Origin of the sequence: Streptomyces sp. NPDC021356 (assembly GCF_040641015.1) — a bacterium.
Taxonomy (GTDB): Bacteria; Actinomycetota; Actinomycetes; order Streptomycetales; family Streptomycetaceae; genus Streptomyces.
Genome location: NZ_JBFACU010000021.1, coordinates 83,584 through 102,211, shown reverse-complemented (window position 1 = coordinate 102,211; position 18,628 = coordinate 83,584). Strand labels below are relative to the sequence as shown.

General features: G+C 72.8%; 16 protein-coding genes, 2 tRNA genes and 1 pseudogene. 15 read left to right on the top strand and 4 right to left on the bottom strand.

What is annotated here, in order from left to right:
* Nucleotides 1-14: 14 nt before the first annotated feature.
* A complete protein-coding gene (locus tag AB0G56_RS26690; protein WP_360973506.1) occupies nucleotides 15-536 on the bottom strand; it encodes a hypothetical protein in 522 nt (173 codons plus the stop codon).
* Between the two features lie 485 nt (nucleotides 537-1,021).
* Nucleotides 1,022-4,393, bottom strand: coding sequence for a hypothetical protein (locus tag AB0G56_RS26685; protein ID WP_360973504.1), 3,372 nt, complete (start codon nucleotides 4,391-4,393; stop codon nucleotides 1,022-1,024).
* A 418-nt stretch (nucleotides 4,394-4,811) separates the two neighbouring features.
* Between AB0G56_RS26685 and proB the strand changes: the two genes are divergently transcribed.
* The 5 genes from proB (at nucleotide 4,812) to AB0G56_RS26660 (ending at nucleotide 9,935) form a co-directional block, all read left to right on the top strand.
* Nucleotides 4,812-5,939 carry a glutamate 5-kinase gene (gene proB / locus AB0G56_RS26680; protein WP_360973502.1) on the top strand — a complete coding sequence of 376 codons (1,128 nt, stop codon included), beginning with the start codon at nucleotides 4,812-4,814 and terminating at the stop codon, nucleotides 5,937-5,939.
* A 138-nt stretch (nucleotides 5,940-6,077) separates the two neighbouring features.
* Complete coding sequence (locus AB0G56_RS26675) at nucleotides 6,078-6,605, top strand: hypothetical protein (RefSeq protein ID WP_360973572.1); 528 nt, start codon at nucleotides 6,078-6,080, stop codon at nucleotides 6,603-6,605.
* A 127-nt stretch (nucleotides 6,606-6,732) separates the two neighbouring features.
* A complete protein-coding gene (locus AB0G56_RS26670; protein WP_360973500.1) occupies nucleotides 6,733-8,019 on the top strand; it encodes a glutamate-5-semialdehyde dehydrogenase in 1,287 nt (428 codons plus the stop codon).
* A 90-nt stretch (nucleotides 8,020-8,109) separates the two neighbouring features.
* Complete coding sequence (locus tag AB0G56_RS26665) at nucleotides 8,110-8,709, top strand: hypothetical protein (protein WP_360973498.1); 600 nt, start codon at nucleotides 8,110-8,112, stop codon at nucleotides 8,707-8,709.
* A gap of 89 nt (nucleotides 8,710-8,798) precedes the next feature.
* Entirely contained in the window at nucleotides 8,799-9,935 is a 1,137-nt protein-coding gene (locus tag AB0G56_RS26660) for a hypothetical protein (RefSeq protein ID WP_360973496.1), read from the top strand.
* A 35-nt stretch (nucleotides 9,936-9,970) separates the two neighbouring features.
* Here the strand turns inward: AB0G56_RS26660 and AB0G56_RS26655 are convergent, their stop codons facing one another.
* Nucleotides 9,971-11,119 (bottom strand): M48 family metallopeptidase, encoded by a 1,149-nt coding sequence (locus AB0G56_RS26655; RefSeq protein WP_360973494.1) that lies wholly within the window; start codon nucleotides 11,117-11,119, stop codon nucleotides 9,971-9,973.
* Between the two features lie 114 nt (nucleotides 11,120-11,233).
* Here AB0G56_RS26655 and AB0G56_RS26650 point away from each other — a divergent pair, with 114 nt between their 5' ends.
* The 10 genes from AB0G56_RS26650 (at nucleotide 11,234) to AB0G56_RS26605 (ending at nucleotide 17,582) form a co-directional block, all read left to right on the top strand.
* Nucleotides 11,234-11,398, top strand: coding sequence for a hypothetical protein (locus tag AB0G56_RS26650; protein ID WP_360973493.1), 165 nt, complete (start codon nucleotides 11,234-11,236; stop codon nucleotides 11,396-11,398).
* 1,037 nt (nucleotides 11,399-12,435) lie between these two features.
* Nucleotides 12,436-12,591 carry a hypothetical protein gene (locus AB0G56_RS26645; protein WP_360973491.1) on the top strand — a complete coding sequence of 52 codons (156 nt, stop codon included), beginning with the start codon at nucleotides 12,436-12,438 and terminating at the stop codon, nucleotides 12,589-12,591.
* Between the two features lie 43 nt (nucleotides 12,592-12,634).
* Nucleotides 12,635-13,309, top strand: a complete 675-nt coding sequence (gene nadD, locus AB0G56_RS26640; RefSeq protein WP_360973489.1) for a nicotinate-nucleotide adenylyltransferase — start codon at nucleotides 12,635-12,637, stop codon at nucleotides 13,307-13,309.
* Between the two features lie 16 nt (nucleotides 13,310-13,325).
* On the top strand, nucleotides 13,326-15,179 hold the full coding sequence (locus AB0G56_RS26635) for an LCP family protein (protein ID WP_360973487.1): 1,854 nt from the start codon (nucleotides 13,326-13,328) through the stop codon (nucleotides 15,177-15,179).
* A 77-nt stretch (nucleotides 15,180-15,256) separates the two neighbouring features.
* On the top strand, nucleotides 15,257-15,703 hold the full coding sequence (gene rsfS / locus AB0G56_RS26630) for a ribosome silencing factor (protein ID WP_360973485.1): 447 nt from the start codon (nucleotides 15,257-15,259) through the stop codon (nucleotides 15,701-15,703).
* Nucleotides 15,694-16,371 carry a histidine phosphatase family protein gene (locus AB0G56_RS26625; protein ID WP_360973483.1) on the top strand — a complete coding sequence of 226 codons (678 nt, stop codon included), beginning with the start codon at nucleotides 15,694-15,696 and terminating at the stop codon, nucleotides 16,369-16,371. The genes rsfS and AB0G56_RS26625 overlap by 10 nt, the downstream gene beginning before the upstream one ends.
* Nucleotides 16,372-16,596: 225 nt before the next feature.
* Nucleotides 16,597-16,669 (top strand) — tRNA-Ala (locus tag AB0G56_RS26620).
* 287 nt (nucleotides 16,670-16,956) lie between these two features.
* The gene (locus AB0G56_RS26615) at nucleotides 16,957-17,130 is read left to right on the top strand and encodes a hypothetical protein (RefSeq protein WP_360973481.1); all 174 of its coding nucleotides are present in this window, start codon (nucleotides 16,957-16,959) and stop codon (nucleotides 17,128-17,130) included.
* A 3-nt stretch (nucleotides 17,131-17,133) separates the two neighbouring features.
* On the top strand, nucleotides 17,134-17,367 hold the full coding sequence (locus AB0G56_RS26610) for a hypothetical protein (protein WP_006136074.1): 234 nt from the start codon (nucleotides 17,134-17,136) through the stop codon (nucleotides 17,365-17,367).
* Between the two features lie 142 nt (nucleotides 17,368-17,509).
* A tRNA-Ala gene (locus tag AB0G56_RS26605) sits at nucleotides 17,510-17,582 on the top strand.
* Between the two features lie 242 nt (nucleotides 17,583-17,824).
* Here AB0G56_RS26605 and AB0G56_RS26600 read toward each other — a convergent pair.
* A pseudogene (locus AB0G56_RS26600) lies at nucleotides 17,825-18,520 on the bottom strand (cytochrome b/b6 domain-containing protein); the annotation flags it as partial.
* Nucleotides 18,521-18,628 lie beyond the last annotated feature (108 nt).

The window sequence follows — 18,628 nt, the reverse complement described above, 5'->3', positions numbered from 1 at the left end:
GGTGCCGGGCGCGGTTACTTGGAGGTGCGGATCTCCACGAGCATGTGCTCCCTGCCCTGCGGGTCCGCGCTCTCGCCGACCGCGGTCCAGGTGTTCTTGGCGACGTCGAAGCTCTTCTGCTCCGAGTCGACGGTCATGTCCACCTGGGCCGCGTAGTCGTTGCCGCGGACGGCGTAGACGGAGGGGATCTCCAGCGTCAGCCAGCCGGTGTTCCCGGTGACCTGGAAGCAGATCTTGTCCTTGCTGCGGGCCCAGACCTCCAGGAAGCCGGTGCCGCTCGCGCAGTCGGCGAGCGTGATGTGTCCGTCGCCGCGCTTGAGGACGATGTTCTTCTCGGCGAGGATCTTGTCGGCGCCCGGGTAGTTGAAGTCCTCCACGGCGTAGCCGGGGGCCTCGCCGGCGACGGAGGTGACCGCGTCGGCCTTGTCGCCCTTCGCGGCGGAGGCGCCGCCCGTCAGCGTCGTGAACGCCAGGGCACCCGCGGCCGCGGCGGCCAGAACGGTGCCGGCGATCCTTCTCTGGTACGGCTTCGCCATTACTGCACGTGCCTTCATCACAGTCCTCACTGGTCGGCTCCGGACGAAATGGACCGGAGCGCTTTTCATGCAGCGGTGTGAAGGCAGCCGGAAGTGACGTGCAGTGCCCCCACTCCCGGCAGCCGAACGAACGGCGGCCGTGCCGCCCTGCCGTTCATTCGGCGTGGGGCTTCGACCGGACTTCTGTCCGACTACCGGGAAACTGCTCGAACTTGGCTATAAAACCCTCTGCGGTGAACCCTTGTCCACTTCGCAAAGTACCTAAATGGGGCGTAAAGCGGGACTCCCTTTGTGAGGTGAATCACAGGAGGGCGATGTTTCTCGGACGGCCCGCGAGAACGCCGGAAATCACCCTCACGATAACCGATCCACGGACATTCCAGGGAAAGCAGCGCAAGCGCGGTCTGTCTTTCGGGAATTCCGCAAGGGCCGGCGGCGGAAACACCGCACGCCGGCCCTTCCCGGATACTTTTACGCCAGCCCCGTCAGAACAGCGACCCGAGCAGGCCGGTGACCGGCGAGATGAGGTCGTGTCCCGCCTGCGTGAGCTTGGTGGCGACCTTCGCCCCGCCGAGCGCGCCGATCCACTTGGACTGACCGAACGTGATCAGACTCAGGGCGGCACTCCCGAGGGAGGACTGGAACTCGCTGCTCGTCCAGCCGTAGCCGATTCCGGTGAACAGGACGTTCAGTCCCGTGAAGGCGAGCGAGGCATATCCGAATCCGGCCGCGATGCCTTCGAGGGCCACTCCGGCCGGCGGGAAGAAGACACCCACCCCGAGGCCGACCAGGCCGATGCCCACCGAGGCGAAGCCGGTGCCGATGCTGGCCCAGTTCGTGGCGTTCGCCAGCCACCGGGCGTCCTTCTTCCACCAGGGCAGGCCGCCCTTGACGTCGTCGTTGTCGGACGTGTCGGCCGGGTTCTGGCCGGCCTCCTTGGCCTTGCGGGCCTGCTCGGCCGCCGCCTTGGCCGCGGCCGCGATCTCCGCCTTGCGCTTGGCCGCGGCGATCTGGTGGGCCTGGCTCGCCGCCGCCGCGGCGGTCTGCGCGTCCTTGCCCGCCTGGACGGCCGAGGCGCGGGCCGAGTTCGCCGACGCCTGCGCCGAGTTCGCCGACGCCACCGCACGCTGCGCGGCGTCCACCGCGCGGTTGGCGGAGTAGTTCGCCGAACGCGCGGCCGTGCGGGCGGTGGCCGCCGCGGCCTTCGCCCGGTCGGCGGAGGCCTGGGCGTCCTTGGCCGACTGCTCGGCGGCGTCCGCGTTCGCGTCCGCCTGCTGCGCGGACGCGGCGGCCTGGTCGGCGGCCTTCTTCGCCTTGTCCGCCCACTGGAGCGCCTCGGTGGCGGCGTTACGGGCCTTGGCCGCCGCCTCCTGCGCCCGGGCGGCGTCCTCCTGCGCCTTGTTCGCGATCTTCGCGGCGGCGGCGATCGCGCCCTGCACGGCGGCGATGTGCGCGGCCGAGTCGTAGTCGAGCTGCGCGGTCTTGTACTGCACCGAGGCGATGAAGTTGCGACGCATCCACGTCGGCCCCTCCATCGCGGCCTGGGCGTGCGCCTTGGTGTACGGGCCGCCCTTGTCGATGAGGGCCGCGGTGGCGACCGCGTCGTCCTCGCGCTGCGCCGCCTCGTAGGCGACGCTGAGGAACTCGTGCAGGGCCTCGGCGGTCCCCGCGTTCAGGGCGTCGTTCGCCGCTTTCGTCACCGCGCTGCCGGGACCGGCGGACAGGACGCGGGAGACCGCGACGCGGTTGTCGGTGGCGGCGGCCTCGACCACACCGGTGGCGAGGAAGGCGGTACCGGCGTCCGGGTCGTCGTTCTCCAGCGCCCTGGTCGCGGCGTCGGCCACGTCCGGCGTGGTGATCTGCGCCAGGTACAGGACGGTCTCCCGGTCGTCCTGCTTCTGCGCGAGCGCCCGGTCGGTGTCGATCCAGCCGTGCACGTCGGCGTCCGCGCCGGACAGCGCGAACCGCGCCGCCTCGCGCGACCAGGAGCCGCGCGAGTCCATGTGGGCGAGCGCGGCCTTGCGCCCCAGGGTGGCGGCGAGACCGAGGTCGCCCGCCTTCAGCGCCGTCTCGGCCTGGGCGACGAGGTCCTTGGTGGCCTGCTCGGCCTGGGAGGCCTGGGTGCGCTTCTCGGCGTACTCCGCCCGCTCCCGGTCCTCGATCTGCGCGAGGTCGCGGGCTTCCTCCAGGGCCTGCTTGACGTCCTCGTCCAGCCGCTGCCACTCGGCGTCGCGGGCCTGCTTCTCCACCGCGACCGCCTGGTTGACGGCGTCGGTGGCGGTGTTGGCGGCCTTGGTCGCCTCGTTGGCGAAATCGGTGGACTTCTTCGCGTACTCGACGGCCTGGCCCGCGTACTTGACGGCCCACTCGGCGGCGTCCGCGGCCTTGTCCGCGTGGTCGGCAGCGCTGTTGGCGGCGTCCCGCGCGGTGCGCGCGGCACTGGCCGCGGTGTTCGCCAGCGCCTGCGCGGTACCGGCCGCGTTGGTGGCGATCTGCGCGTTGCTGCTGGCGATCTGCGCCTGCCGCTTGGCCTCCGCGGCCTCCGCCTGCGCCTTGCCCGCGGCGGACGCCGCGGTGGCGGAGGCGTTCGCGGCGGCGGCGGCGTTGCGGGCGGCCGAGGCGGCGGCCGAACCGGCGCTCGCGGCCTGCGCGGAGGAGGTGGCGGCGTAGTCGGCGGCCTTCGCGGCGCTGCGCGCCTTGGCGGCGGCGTTGCGCGCGGCGACGGCGGCGTCCTTGGCGGCGGACGCCTTGGAGGCGTCCTTGGAGGCGGCGATCGCCGCGTTGTAGGCGCGGGCGGCGGCGGAACCGGCGGTGGCCGCGGCCTGGCTCGCGGCGGTGGCGGCGTAGGCGGCCCGGCGGGAGGCCTGCACGGCGGCGTGCGAGGCACGGATGGCGACGCGCGAGGAGTCGGCGGCGCCCTGCGCGGCCTGGGCCGCCTTGCGGGCGGCCTTGCCCGACTTGACCACGTCGTCCTGGGCGGCCTGGGCCTCGGCCGCGGCCTTCTCGGCGGCCTCCTTGGCCTTGGCGGCGGCCTCGACGGCGCGGGCGGCGGCCTCCTCGGCCTCCTTCGTCTTCGCGTCGGCGATCTTGCCTTCGCGCTCGACGACCGCGACCAGTTCCTCGATCTTGGCGGACTCCTGGTCCCGGGCGCGGGCGATGTGCTGGCCGGTGTCGAGGAACCACTCGATGTCGTCGGCGGTGCCGTCCAGCGCCCGGGTGGCGTACTTCTGCACCTCGGGGCCCGCGTTCACGGTGAGCGCGGACACCTCGAAGCGCATGTCCTCCAGGCGGGCGCTGTACTGCCCGTCGGTGAGGAAGTTCTCCAGGGCGTCCTGGGTGCCCGCGTTCAGGGCGGCGTCGCCGTCACGGCGCACGGCCTTGTCTCCGGTCGCCATCACGGTGCTGGTGGCGACGCGCAGGTCCTCCACGATCGCCGTCCTGAAGCCGGTGCCGAGGTAGTCGGCGATGGCGGCGTCGCCCCCGTCGAGCGCGGCCGCGGCGGCGCGCCGGGTGCCCGTGCCGCCGGCGGCCAGGGAGGTCAGGATGGCGACACGGTTGTCCTCAGCCGTGGCCGCCGGGAGTTCGCCGGTCAGGAAGGTCTGGATGTCGGCGTCGGTGCCGGTCAGCGCCAGCTCCGCGGCGGCGCGCACGGCAGGGCCGCCCAGCAGCCACGCCTTCACGGTCTTCGCCCGGTCGGTGTCGGGCAGTTCGAGCGGATCGCCGTCGTCGTCGGCCGGAGGCGTGTCGGCGGCCCAGGCGGCTACGGGGTTCAGGACGAGGCTGGAGGTGGTGGCGACGGCCGCGGTGGCCGCGAGGGTGCCGAGAACGCGTCGTCTGCTCCAGTAGGTGGTGTCCAAAGCTGTCCTTCGTATCGGTGCCCGACGGCTGCGCGAAGACGGCGGGATGCCGTCGGACAGACTGGATGCCCGCCGCGCGCATGTCCCCCCGTTGGTGCAGAAGTTGAGCAGGGACACGACAGAGCGCCACGCGAAGATACGCACTCTGGAGGGCGTGTTGAACACCTGTGGAGGTCTCGTTGGCCAAATGCGAGCGCTCATGGACGTTTTTGCGCCATCTTCGGCGCACCCGGCCGCTGCCACAGGCGGCTTGAGCGGCACCTGAGAGACACATCACGTTTCGCTCGCGCCACAGGGCGCGATCCGGTCATTCGTCCGCGTACTGGACGAACGAGCGGTGGCCGGCCGGCTCGCGTAGATTGCGAGGCGGATCACCGGCGAACGGGATCACCGGAACACGGAGGGGACGGGCAGCAAGGTGGCAGGGGCAAGGCAGGCCGTGCGCGAGGCCCGCAGGATCGTCGTCAAGGTGGGCTCCTCGTCGCTGACCACCGCCGCCGGCGGCCTGGACGCCGACCGGGTGGACGCCCTCGTCGACGTCCTCGCCAAGAGCAGTGGCCCCGGCCGCAAGGAGGTCGTCCTGGTCTCCTCCGGCGCCATCGCCGCCGGCCTCGCCCCGCTCGGCCTGCGCCGCCGCCCCAAGGACCTCGCCCGCCAGCAGGCCGCCGCCAGCGTCGGCCAGGGCCTCCTCGTGGCCCGCTACACCGCCTCCTTCGCCCGCTACGGCATCCGCGTCGGCCAGGTCCTGCTGACCGGCGACGACACCAGCCGCCGCGCCCACCACCGCAACGCCTCCCGCACCCTGGACAAACTGCTGGCCATGGGCGCCCTGCCGGTCGTCAACGAGAACGACACCGTCGCCACCGACGAGATCCGCTTCGGCGACAACGACCGCCTCGCCGCCCTCGTCGCCCACCTCGTCCGCGCCGACCTGCTCGTCCTGCTCTCCGACGTCGACGGCGTCTACGACGGCGACCCCAGCCGCCCGGGCACCTCCCGGATCACCGAGGTGCGGGGCCCCGCCGACCTGGCCGGTGTCGAGATCGGCAGCGCCGGCAAGGCGGGCGTCGGCACCGGCGGCATGGTCACCAAGGTCGAGGCCGCCAGGATCGCCGCCGCCGCGGGCATCCCCGTCGTCCTCACCAGCGCCGTGCACGCCGCCGACGCCCTGTCCGGCAACGACACCGGCACCTACTTCCACCCCACCGGCAGGCGCTCCGCCGACCGCCTGCTGTGGCTCCAGCACGCCTCCACCCCGCAGGGTGCCCTCACCCTCGACGACGGCGCGGTGCGCGCGGTCGTCGAGGGCCGCAAGTCGCTGCTCCCCGCGGGCATCGCCGCCGTCGAGGGCGACTTCACCGCAGGCGACCCGGTCGAACTGCGCGACGGCCGCGGCCACGCCGTCGCCCGCGGCCTCGTCAACTTCGACGCCAAGGAGATCCCCCTGCTGCTCGGCCGCTCCACCAGGGACCTCGCCCGCGAGCTGGGACCGGCGTACGAACGCGAGGTCGTACACAGGGACGACCTGGTGGTCCTGGAGCCGTAATGGGCCGAATCGTCCGGCCCTGCGGTCCCTGAAGGTGGGGGACCTTCCGCAAAACCGCCCCATGGAGCCGTAGGGCCTGCTGCACTTTGTCCCAGGGACATTCCGCGAGCACGGGTGAAGGAGGCCGTCGTGAGACGAGTGCGCCCTGGGGCGACGGCGTCCCGCGGTGGTGCCGGCGGGTCCCCTTCCCGCGCACCCGGTGAGGAGCGCGCCCTGACCAGCGTCGCCGCCGGCGACCGGTACGCGCGCGAACAGCAGGACCGGCAGCGCGAGGGGGAGCGCGGAACACGGCAGGCGCACGACGGGCGCGGGCGACCGGCGGACCTGCCCCGGCTGTGGCACATCACCCTGCGGGTCTCCGGCACCGGAACCCCGCTGCAGGAGGTCAGGCGCGGCCTTGAGCAGCTCGCCCACGACCACCCCTTCCTGCTGACCAGCCGCTACGCCGACGACCACGCCGAGATCCGCTACTGGGAGGAGGCCCGGGACCTGCACGACGCGGCGGCCGTCGCCCTGCGCCTGTGGGGCGAGCACCGGCAGAGCGCCCAGCTGCCGCCCTGGGAGATCGTCGGCCTGGAGGTCATCGACCGCGAGACGTACCACCAGCGCCTGGCCGAGGGCTACGGACCGCCCCCGGCGACCCCGGTCGGGGTCCACCCCTTCTGACCCGCTCCGGCCCCGCCGAGCCCCCGGGACGGCCCCGCCGGCCGAGGCCGTCCCACCGGTGGCCACGGGCGTCTCGCGGTGTGGAACAGCGCGTGAACGCCCCAGCTCGGCGCACTACGCTTCCCCCATGACCACGCTCTCGCCGTACGACTCGATGTCCCCGGTGGCCCAGGCCGCCTACCGGGCCAAGGCCGCCGCAGCCGACCTCGCGCCGCTGCCGCGCGCCGAGAAGGACGACGCGCTGCTCGCCATCGCGGACGCCCTGGAGGTCCGTACCAGCGAGATCGTCGAGGCCAACGCGCAGGACGTCGCCAAGGCCCGCGCGGCCGGCACCAGCGAGGCCGTCGTCGACCGGCTCACGCTCACCCCCGAGCGGGTGCGCGCCATCGCCGCCGACGTGCGCGACGTGGTGGCGCTGCCCGACCCGGTCGGCGAGGTGGTCCGCGGCTCCACCCTCCCCAACGGCCTGGACCTGCGACAGGTCCGCGTCCCGCTCGGTGTGGTCGGCATCATCTACGAGGCCCGCCCCAACGTCACCGTGGACGCCGCCGCGCTGTGCCTGAAGTCCGGCAACGCGGTGCTGCTGCGCGGCTCCGCCTCCGCCTACGCGTCGAACACCGCCCTGGTCCGGGTGATCCGCGACGCGGTCGGCGGCGCCGGGCTGCCCGCCGACGCCGTCCAGCTCGTGCCCGGCGAGAGCCGGGAGAGCGTGCGCGAGCTGATGCGCGCCCGCGGCCTCGTCGACGTGCTGATCCCGCGCGGCGGCGCCTCCCTGATCCGCACCGTGGTCAACGAGTCCACCGTCCCCGTGATCGAGACCGGCACCGGCAACTGCCACGTCTACGTCGACGCCCGGGCCGACCTCGACATGGCCGTCGACATCCTGATCAACTCCAAGGCGCAGCGCCCCAGCGTCTGCAACGCGGCCGAGACGCTCCTCGTCCACCAGGACATCGCCGCCGAGTTCCTGCCGCGTGCCCTGGACGCCCTCGCCGACGCCGGGGTCACCGTGCACGCCGACGAGCGGGTCATGGCCTACGCCAAGGGCTCCCGGGCCACCGTCGTCGAGGCCACCCCGGAGGACTGGGACACCGAGTACCTGTCCTACGACATCGCCGCCGCCGTCGTCGACTCCCTGGACCGGGCCGTCAGCCACATCCGGCTGTGGACCTCCGGTCACACCGAGGCGATCGTCACCACCTCGCAGCAGGCCGCCCGCCGTTTCACCCAGTTGGTCGACTCCACCACGGTCGCCGTGAACGCCTCCACCCGGTTCACCGACGGCGGCCAGTTCGGCTTCGGCGCCGAGATCGGCATCTCCACGCAGAAACTGCACGCCCGCGGCCCCATGGGCCTGCCGGAGCTGACCAGCACCAAGTACATCGTCACCGGCGACGGGCACATCAGGCGCTGACCGCCCGCCGCGGGCCGGACACCGGCCGGTGCCCGGGGCCCGGGGGCGGCGTCTCACCTGGCGGATGAATTTCCGTACCGTCTGCCCAAATTGACCCCCCAGGTCTACTCTGGATCCGTGCCGGAGGACGTGGGGGGCACGCCGTTCCCTGACGGCTGGGAGCCCGACGACGACCACGACCGCGGAGTGTCGGACGAAGAGTTCGCCTCCGTGGTCTTCGACGAGGCCTTCGTACGGGCGGCCGTGATCCACGAGCCCACCGCCGTCGAACGTCTCCTGGCCGCGGCGCAGGCCAGAGCCGAGGCCTCCGAGGCCGAAGCCCGCCGCGCCCGCCTGAGAGCCGAGCGCTACGACGACGGCTTCGGCGCCGGCCGGCACGGTTTCGGCGCCGGGCACGAGCTCGACGACCTGGACGACCCCGACGTGCTCGAACACCGCTACGGCGGCCCGGGCGCGTTCGGCAGACAGGTCCGCTGGCACCGCCCCGTCGCCTGGGTGCTCGCGCTCGTCATGGGCATCGGCATGGTCGCGCTGGCCTTCGCGGCCGTCTACCGGGGCGGCTCCTCCGGCAGCCGCGACCAGGTGCCGCCGCCCGCCTCGACCGGCCTGGAGCAGGGCAGCGCCGCCGCGCCCTCCGGGTCCGCCGCCTCCTCCCGCCCGCTCGTCCCGGCGGTACCCCGGGCCCACTGAGCGCCGGGCGGCCGGACGGGTGAGCGCCAGTCAGAACTTGGCGCAGAGCAGCGCGTTTACCACCGCTTCGCGCGACCTACCCTGAAAGTATGGGAGGGCCTGGCGACCCGCCTGAAGGGACACCCGACGGCACCCCCTCAGGCGCGGAGGACGAATACCGATCCGTCGTCTTCGACGAGTCGTTCGTCCGTGCTGCCCGCCTCCAGGAGTACTCCGCCCGGGAGCGGATGACCGACCACACGCCCGCCGTCCGGCGCCGCCCGCACCTGCACCGCGGACTGCCGCGGCAGGCGCTGTTCCTGCTCCTGCTGATCGCCGTCGCCTTCGCCACGGCGATCTACATGGGCGTACGGACGCCCTACCGGTCCCCGCTGTCCCCGCGGGCCGTCGAACCCCTGCGGGCGGCCGTCGTCCCGCTCGTCCCCACCGGCAAGGTGCCCGGCAGCGCCGACCTCGCACACCTGTACGCGAACTCTCCCGCCGCCCAGTTCGCCACCGGCGCCGAGGGCATCCCGCTGCCCGCCCACCGCGGCACGGAGCACTTCTCGGACAGCCAGGTCGTCGCGGCCCTGACCGGCGCGCGTGACTACATCGTGGCCTCCTCCGTCGACCCGGCGGTGCTGGTCGGAGGCAGCACGGAGGCCGTACGGGCCCTGCTGGACCCGGGCCAGCTCGACCAGTTCGACCGCAGCATCGGCGGGAGCGCCGACCGGGATGCCGGTGGGGGCGCCGGCCGTGGTGCCGGTCGCCCGGCCGCCGGTGGCGGGGACGTGGCGGCCACCGGGTGGCTGGTCCGCTTCGATGCGCACCGGGTCGAGCTGGCCGATTCCCACATCCGGGTGCAGGGCAGCCTCCAGGTCACGGAGGCGGACGCCGCCACCCTGGAGGTCTCCGCGGACCCCGTCCTCGTCTACGCCCTCAAGCCGGCCGGCTCCGCCGCGGCCGCCCCGGCCTCGCTGTTCACCGTCCGGCGGGAACTGCGGTTCCGCTTCGACCACGACGATCTGCGGCTGCACCAGGTCCAGCTGGTCGTCTCCACCACCGGGGCGGGCCCGCTGTCCTGCGCCGACGACAACACGGACCACTTCCACCCGCTGACGGCCGGCCGGAGCGCGAAGGCGGGCGGTCCGGCCGCGACGGACCCGTTCGCGACGGACCCGTTCGCGCCGGACGGCCTGACCGCCGTGTGCGGCGCGCTGGCACCGGCCGCCCAGCCGAAGGTGTGACGCCCGGCCCGCGTGGCTCCGGTGCGGCGTGACGCTCAGCGCTCGTCGCGCGGCGGGGTGCCGGACTCGCCCTCCGGCCCGCCCGTCGCGCCACCCTTCTCTCCGCCGCCCTCGCCGCCCTTCGCGTCCTTGGGCGGTGCCGAGCCGGTGAACCCGCTGAAGCCGCGCCGGACCCGGTCGCCCAGGTCGCCCGCGCCGCCCGCGAGGTCGGTCACCAGCTTCATCAGCGGGTCCTTGGAGTTCTTCACGTGGTCGGCGTAGTGCGCGGCCGACTCACGGAAGGAGTCGCTGACCGAGGTGTCCTTGTCCTCGCTGCGGCGCGGGTAGTGACCGTCCACGATCCGCTGGTAGTCGCGGGACTCGGCCCACTTCTTCAGCTCGGCCGCCCGCACGGTGGTGAAGGGGTGCGTACGCGGCAGCACGTTGAGGATCTTCAGGACGGAGTCGCGCAGGTCGCCCGCCGACTCGTACTCCTCGGCCTGCCGCAGGAACGCGTCCACGTTCATCTCGTGCAGGTGGTTGCCGCCCGCGATCTTCATCAGGCCGCGCATGGACGCCCGCAGGTCCTGGCCGACCAGCAGACCCGCCCGGTCCGCCGACAGCTCCGACTTGCGGAACCACTCGCGCAGCGCCGTCACGATCGCCATGATCGCGATGTTGCCCAGCGGGATCCAGGCCACCCGCACCGCCAGGCTGGTCAGGAAGAGCAGGATCGTGCGGTACACGGAGTGGCCGGAGAGGGCGTGGCCCACCTCGTGGCCGACGACGGCCCGCATCTCCTCCTCGTCGAGCAGTTCGACCAGCCCCGTGGTCACGACGATCACCGGCTCGTCCAGGCCGATGCACATCGCGTTGGGCTGAGGGTCCTGGTTGACGTACATCGGCGGGACCTTCTCCAGGTCCAGGATGTAGCAGGCGTCGCGCAGCATGCCGTTCAGGTGTGCGAACTGCTCGTCCGAGACACGTACCGAGTCGGACAGGAAGAGCAGCCGGAGACTGCGCTCGGGCAGCAGGCCGCTGAGGGCCTTGAAGACCGTGTCGAAACCGCTCAGCTTGCGCAGCGCGACCAGGGCGGAGCGGTCGGCCGGGTGCTCGTAGGCGCGCGAGGAGATCCCCGGGAAGCGCGTACGCCGCCGGCTCGGCGTCTGCTCGTGCCCGTCGTGGTAGCGGCCGTCGTCGGACATGTGATCCCCCATGTGATTCCCCATGTGCGTCTGTGTCGCCCGATGTGCCCCCGAAGCAAGGGCCAGCCTAGGCGGAGATACCGTGGGCGGGCAGCACAGCGAAGGAGTCACGCCATGGAGCACTACCCCGCAGCCGTCCGGCTGGCCGCGGCCGCGAACACCACAGCGCAGCATCAGGGATCGGGCGACCTGCTCCGCGTCGTCCTGGTCGTGATGGTCCTGGGCTGCGTGCTCACCGGCTGGTTCCTCCTGCGCGGCTACAAACGGAACGACGACTGACCCCTCCGGAAGGTTCCCGCACCCGGGAAACACGGGCCGCGCCCCGCCGCGGGTCCGGCGGGGGACCGCCGTCGGGCAGCTCCGGACCGGTGCGCCGCCGGGTGTGTGTCCCTGCGGGGCTCCTGACCGGGCGCTGCGGGGCCTTCGCGCGGGTCACCGTGGGGCTGTTGACTGTTGGGGGTCGGCTGGAGGGCGGGTCCGGGGGCGGTGCGTCGATGGGCGCGTGCCCCCCGCGCCGCTGACGGGTCTCCGACGGTGCTGACCGGGTCGCTCTCGGGCCGCTGCCGAGGTCGCTCCGGGGCCACGGCGCCCCGCTGGCCCGTGGGGTACGTCCTCGGCGCGGTACGTCCTCGGCGCGGCGGCAGGCGGGTCGCCGGGCGCGGGCGCGGCGTGACCGCCCGGAAGGGGCCGTCAACGGCGGCCCGCACGAGGGACGGGCGCGCAGGAACCGGCCTGGGCCCCGGCCCGGCCGTAGGCGCGGGCGTCCCGCCGACCCTCGGCGCCCCGCTGCCGGGATGCCACCGACCGACCCGTCTGCCCTTTCCGCCCATCGATCCGGCCCGCTCACGGGCGCGGGCACCTGTCGCGGCGGCCTGGCCGGGCGCCGCTCGGCCGCCTGCTCGCGTCGCCGTCGCGGCCATGAGCCGCCGGGGCTGCGGTACGTGCGCTACGTAGCAGCGCGCACGGGGTAGCCGCCGGAAAGGAGTCGCGGATGCCGTCGGCGACTCGCCCCTCGAACCTCCCGCGCACCGCGATCGGCGGCGCAGGCCTGCCCGGCGGTCCGTGGTGCCCGTGCGGGTCCGACACCCCACGGCCCGGCCCCGCGGTGCGGGCGGCCCGCCGGACCGGCCCCGCCCAGGGCACCCCCCCAGCTCCCGCCCCCGGCGGGCCCCGCCCCCACCAGGCACCCTCCCCCCTCCGCTGCTCCCGTGCCCTGACCGGCCGCAACCGTGGAGTCGGGGTGAGGGGGGTGGAGGCGGGCGCTTACGATGGGCGGACATCTTTATCCCGCCCACACCCGGATAGGTCTGCCGAAGATGAGCATCCCCAGCACCGCAGCCCAGTTGGTCAACCTCGCCGAGGCCGAGGGCGGCAACCACGACAGCCTCAACCCCGCGGTGACGGGCGGAGCCGCCCTCATCATCCTGCTGCTCCTGCTCTGGATCACCACCCGCTTCAACCGCGACCGCTGAGCCCGGCGGGAGCCCTCGGGCCGGGCCGGTAGGGTCTGCACGCATGGGAGAGCAGGACATGCCTACCGGTCCGGTGAGCGACACGGTGAAGCATCTCGGGGCGGGGCCCGGCAGCGGCCCTTCGTCCACGGGCAAGCGCCGTCTCGGCGTCATGGGCGGAACGTTTGACCCGATCCACCACGGGCACCTCGTGGCGGCCAGCGAGGTCGCCGCGCAGTTCCAGCTGGACGAGGTGGTGTTCGTCCCCACCGGCCAGCCCTGGCAGAAGTCCCACCGCAAGGTCTCCGCGGCCGAGGACCGCTACCTGATGACGGTCATCGCGACCGCCGAGAACCCGCAGTTCTCCGTCAGCCGCATCGACATCGACCGCGGCGGCGCCACCTACACCGTGGACACCCTGCGCGACCTGCGCGCCCTCAACCCGGACACGGACCTGTTCTTCATCACCGGCGCCGACGCCCTCGGTCAGATCCTCACCTGGCGCGACTCGGAGGAGCTGTTCTCCCTCGCGCACTTCATCGGCGTCACCCGGCCGGGCCACCACCTCACCGACCCCGGTCTCCCCGAGGGCGGCGTATCGCTCGTCGAGGTCCCCGCCCTCGCCATCTCCTCCACGGACTGCCGGGCGAGAGTCGCCAAGGGAGACCCCATCTGGTACATGGTGCCGGACGGAGTCGTGCGCTACATCGCCAAACGCGAGCTGTACCGCGGCGAGTGAGCCGAGAGGGGCACCGGTGAACGACCGATACGACGCGGGACACGGGGACGACGGTTACGAGCTCGTCGGCTACGACGAGTACGGCAGGCCCATGTACCGGCAGGTACCGGCGCAGCAGACTCCGCAGCAGACGTACGACGCGTACGGCCGGCAGGGCTACGGCTACGACCCGTACGCGGCGGGTGCGGACGGCCGCCCCCAGCAGGGCCAGATCCCGGCCCAGGCTCAGGCCCCGGCCCCTGGCGACCCCTACGGGACCTACCCCGCCCACGAGCCGTACCCGGCACAGCAGCCCTACGAGGCCCCCGGGGTGCACGGGTCCTACGGGACGACCTACGGGACCTACGACGGCACGGGCCACGGCTCGAGCGCCCCCTCGGCCCCGGCGGCCCCGACGGCGCCGTACGAACCGCAGGAACCGTACGCCCCGTACGACCCGTACGGGGCGGCGGCGACCAGCGGGCAGCAGCCCCGGCTCGCCGATCAGACCGCCCGCATCCCGCAGCAGGCCGGCCCGCCGGCGGAGCCGCCCGCGGAGCCCGGGGCGGACGGGAGCGCGGGCCGCTCCGGCCGGCCGGAGGCGGGCGCTGAGGAGTACCACACCGAGCAGTTCGCCTTCGTCGAGGAGCCGACCGACGACTCCGAGGACGTCATCGACTGGCTGAAGTTCACCGAGAACCGCACCGAGCGCCGTGAGGAGGCCCGCCGCCGCGCCCGCAGCCGCGTGATCGCCCTGGCGGTGGTCCTGGCCCTGGTCGCGGTCGGCGGCGTCGGCTACCTCTGGTACGCCGGGAAGCTCCCCGGAGTGTCCTCGTCCGGCGGCGGCAGCGGCGCGGCGAGCGCCGCGGGCGCCCAGAAACGCGACGTGGTCGTGGTCCACCTGCACGACACCGCCAAGGGCGGCACGTCGACGGCGCTGCTCGTCGACAACACCACCACCAAGCAGGGCACCACCGTCCTGCTGCCCAACTCCCTCGCCGTGTCGGCCGACGACGGCACCGCGACGACCCTCGCGAAGTCGGTCAAGGACGACGGTTCCTCCGGCACCCGCGACCAGCTCGACACCGTCCTCGGCACCAGCATCCAGGGCACCTGGCGCCTGGACACCCCCTACCTGCAGAACCTCGTCGACCTGGTCGGCGGCGTCGAGGCCGACACCGACGCCGACGTACCCGACCCGGACAAGAAGAAGGGCACCACGGTGCTCGTCCACAAGGGCCAGGGACAGACCCTCAGCGGCCGCATGGCCGTCGCCTACGCCACCTACCGCGCCTCCGGGGAGGACCAGAACGCCCAGCTCAAGCGGTTCGGCCAGGTGATGCAGGGGGTGCTGCGCAAGATGTCCTCCGACCCGCAGGCCGCCACCACCACCGTGCAGACGCTGGCGCAGATCCTCGACCCCTCGCTCACCGACAAGGACCTCGGGACCTTCCTGGCCAAGCTCGCCGAGCTGGCCAAGGGCGGCGCCTACAAGACCGCGCTGCTGCCCGTCCAGGGCGACGGCACGCTGACCGCCCAGACCAGCGACAGCGTGGTCAAGGACATCCTGGGCGGCACCGCGAAGAGCCCAGGCCAGGGCTCGGCCGTCCGCGTCTCCGTCCAGAACGCCTCCGGCACCAAGAGCGGCACCGACAAGGCGCGCGTCGCCCTCCTCAACGGCGGCTTCAGCTTCGTGGCGGCCGGCACGGCATCCGTGGGCCGGCCGGTGTCCGAGGTCACCTACTCCGACGTCGCCCACAAGAACGACGCCGTCGAGGCAGCCAAGACGCTGGGCCTGCCCGCGAGCGCCGTGAGGAAGGGCACCGTCACCGCGAACGCCGACGTCTCGGTGGTGCTCGGCCAGGACTACAAGCCCGCCTCCGCCCAGTGATCCGTCAATGACGTGGGGCGCTGTCGGCGGTCCGTGAGACCCTTGGTCTCAAGTGACCGCCGACGGAAAGCCCTGTAGTGACCGCGACCGACCGATCCCTCGAGCTGATCAACGCCGCCGCCCAGGCGGCCGCCGACAAGCTCGCGCACGACATCATCGCCTACGACGTCAGTGACGTCCTGTCGATCACCGACGCCTTCCTGCTGGCGTCCGCGCCCAACGACCGCCAGGTCAAGTCCATCGTCGACGAGATCGAGGAGCGGCTGCTCAAGGAGCTGGGCGCCAAGCCGGTGCGCCGCGAGGGCGACCGCGAGGCCCGCTGGGTCCTGCTCGACTACGTCGACATCGTCGTCCACGTCCAGCACAGCGAGGAGCGCGTCTTCTACGCCCTGGAGCGGCTGTGGAAGGACTGCCCCGAGCTGGAGCTGCCCGAGGACGCCAGGGCGACCCGCGGCAAGGCGGCGGAGCACGCCAAGCTGCAGGCCGCCGAGGAGCCGGCGCAGCCGGACGGTGAGTGGCGGTGAGCAGCGCCGGTGAGGCGGCCGGCCGGCCGCCGGGCCGGGGCCGCCGCGTCATCCTGTGGCGGCACGGCCAGACGTCGTGGAACGTGGAGCGCCGCTTCCAGGGCTCCACGGACGTCGAACTGACCGAGACCGGGGTCGGCCAGGCCCGCCGCGCCGCCCGCCTGCTGGCCTCCCTGGGCCCCGACGCGATCGTCTCCTCCGACCTGCAGCGCGCCGCGCGCACGGCCGCCGAGCTGGCCGCCCTCACCGGCCTTGACATCGCCCGCGACGAGGGCCTGCGCGAGACCTATGCGGGTGTCTGGCAGGGCCTGACGCACGAGGAGATCATCGACCGGTACGGCGAGGAGTACGCCGCGTGGAAGCGCGGCGAGCCGGTGCGCCGGGGCGGGGGCGAACTGGAGAGCGAGGTCGCCGACCGCGCCGCCCCCGTGGTGCTGCGGCACGCGGACAAGCTGCCCGAGGACGGCACGCTCGTGGTGGTCAGCCACGGCGGCACCATCCGCACGACCATCGGCCGCCTCCTCGGTCTTGAGGCCCGGCACTGGGAGAGCCTGGGCGGGCTGTCCAACTGCTGCTGGTCCGTCCTCGGTGAGGGCGCCCGTGGCTGGCGCCTGCTGGAGCACAACGCCGGCACCCTTCCGGAACCGGTCCTCGGCGACGACACCTGAGCCACGGCCCGGGCGGAGTCCCGCGGGTCACGGCCCGGTAGGAGTCCCGCGGGTCACTGCCCGGGCGGACCTGAGAGGCCGGCTTCGGCTGTCGGTGAGGCCGGTCCGGGGCCCTGCGGGCCGGTTCCGGCGGCCGTACGGCCCCGAGGGACCCGGATTTCACTTTCCGGCAGGTCGCAGGCTAAAGTTCTTCTTGTTCGCCCCCGCCGAGCGGGGAGAGAACGAGGGGCTATAGCTCAGTTGGTAGAGCGCCTGCATGGCATGCAGGAGGTCAGGAGTTCAATTCTCCTTAGCTCCACTGATCGGCACTCTGTGCGAGTGCGAGTGATCGGTGATGAGAATCCCGTCCCTTGAGGGGCGGGATTTTCTGCGTTCGGCCCGCCGGGTCGAGTCGCTGGGGCCTGAGGGGCGTACAGCTCCGCGACGATGCCCTCGGCGTGCGCCTGCGCGCCGCTGCGCAGGTCGGGCGGCCCGTGACGGATGCCGTGGCCGGACTGGTACCGAGGCGTCGCTGACCGTATTGGCCCGGCCGTGGCAGAATCAAACGGCCGGAAGGGGGCGCGGCCCGACTGGGAGGGAGTGGCGATGCCTGCGAGCATCCTCGAGGAGGGCGGTCACCTCCTCGGCGCGGCGTTGACACGGGACACCGTCACCCGCCTCGTCTGCCCCTCCTGTGGTTCCCTCCACGTGGCCCAGGTCCTCGGGGACAACGGCGGGGTCTCGTACGTGTGCACGGCCTGCGGCCACAGCTGGAGCTGATCGATGGGTGCACACAGGCGAAAGTGCGACTGGTGCGGCAGCGGTACGCCGATCGTCCGTGACATGGAACCGATCAACCCCGACTACCAGTACTGGTGCGAGGAGTGCGCGCGGGCGCTGATCATAAAAGGCGACCCGATCGAGACCTACCGGGAGCTGGAGGGGGAGCCGATCTACGGGCGGTTGCTGGAGGAGCACTGCACGTTGAAGCGGTTCTATTCGTTCGTCACGGCGTGAGCGCAGGTCAGACCGCGTGCACCCCCCGACCGAGTGGTGAATATCGGTCATCACGGGCATAGCGGAAACGGATTTGGTGAAGCACCCCCTGGACCGTGTAATGTTGGCGTCGCCGCCGGGGAAGCCGGGCGGAACGAAGCAAGGGGCTATAGCTCAGTTGGTAGAGCGCCTGCATGGCATGCAGGAGGTCAGGAGTTCAATTCTCCTTAGCTCCACAGGAGTCGAAGGCGGGTCATCCCAGAGGATGGCCCGCCTTCGGCGTGTGGGGCCTGTCGCTGCCGTATCCGGTGTATCCGGTGTATCCGGCGGTGTACGCATCGAAGGCAGGGATGCCGGTCGCGCCGTTCGCGACGGCCGTGTCGGCGTGCGGCCCCCGTGGGGCGTTCCGCGTGTTCTCGTGGCCGGGTGGCGCGGAGCCCGCTGCCGCCGTCCGGCGCACGCCCCGGCGCGACGGCTCGGGCCGCTTCGCGCCGCCCGGGACCGCGCCGATCCGGTCGGCGACCTTCCGCCTGACGGGGCGCAGGGCCAGCGCGGCCATGACGCCGACCAGGGACAGGCCGTAGAGGGCCACGAAGACGGGCTCGGCCTGCCGGCCGGCGTACAGGCCGTGGACCAGGGCGGCGCACCAGGCCGGATTGGCGAGCATGTGCATCGCCCGCCAGCGGGCCGCGACGGGAGCCGGGGCGGCGAAGTCGCCGCGCAGCGCGCCGGTGAGGCCCACGAAGATCATCAACAGGCTCGCCGGCGAGCCGAGCCCGATCAGGCCGGCGCTTCCCGTGAAGCCGAGCGAGAACGGGACGACGGCGGCGACGACCTGCGTGCGGTCCAGGGCGATCTTGATGGTGATGAGCAGCAGGAGGAACGCGATCGAGGCGACCGCGGTGGTCCGGTGCGCCGCCTGGCCCACGATCCGTTGGCGTGTGCCGAGGAGGATCCGGTCCTGGGCGATCAGGCCCCAGATCACCGAGCAGGTCAGCGAGACGAGCGAGAGCACCCCCGTGCCGAAGTCGAGGAACTCGCGGAACCGGCTGCCCGAGCCGAGCACGGTCACGGGTATGAGGAGCAGGGCGACGGCGCAGGCCGCCCCGTAGGCCGAGCAGCCAGGCCGGGGGAGTGGGCCGGTACTGCGGCGAGGGATCCGTCGAGGTGTCATGGCGCAACTCCGAGCGGTTCGGGTGAGCGGTCCCGGGCACGCACTCTGGGCCGCTCCAAACCGGGCGGTACGGCGTTTGAGTCATTGTCTTGTCATCAACGGGGTTCG

Bases quoted from the DNA above. Each gene is read 5' to 3' on its own strand.
- AB0G56_RS26690 (WP_360973506.1), bottom strand. From the start codon at position 536: ATGGCGAAGCCGTACCAGAGAAGGATCGCCGGCACCGTTCTGGCCGCC.
- AB0G56_RS26670 (WP_360973500.1), top strand. From the start codon at position 6,733: ATGACCACGCTCTCGCCGTACGACTCGATGTCCCCGGTGGCCCAGGCC.
- AB0G56_RS26660 (WP_360973496.1), top strand. From the start codon at position 8,799: ATGGGAGGGCCTGGCGACCCGCCTGAAGGGACACCCGACGGCACCCCC.
- AB0G56_RS26655 (WP_360973494.1), bottom strand. From the start codon at position 11,119: ATGTCCGACGACGGCCGCTACCACGACGGGCACGAGCAGACGCCGAGC.
- AB0G56_RS26650 (WP_360973493.1), top strand. From the start codon at position 11,234: ATGGAGCACTACCCCGCAGCCGTCCGGCTGGCCGCGGCCGCGAACACC.
- AB0G56_RS26645 (WP_360973491.1), top strand. From the start codon at position 12,436: ATGAGCATCCCCAGCACCGCAGCCCAGTTGGTCAACCTCGCCGAGGCC.
- nadD (WP_360973489.1), top strand. From the start codon at position 12,635: ATGGGAGAGCAGGACATGCCTACCGGTCCGGTGAGCGACACGGTGAAG.
- AB0G56_RS26615 (WP_360973481.1), top strand. From the start codon at position 16,957: ATGCCTGCGAGCATCCTCGAGGAGGGCGGTCACCTCCTCGGCGCGGCG.
- AB0G56_RS26610 (WP_006136074.1), top strand. From the start codon at position 17,134: ATGGGTGCACACAGGCGAAAGTGCGACTGGTGCGGCAGCGGTACGCCG.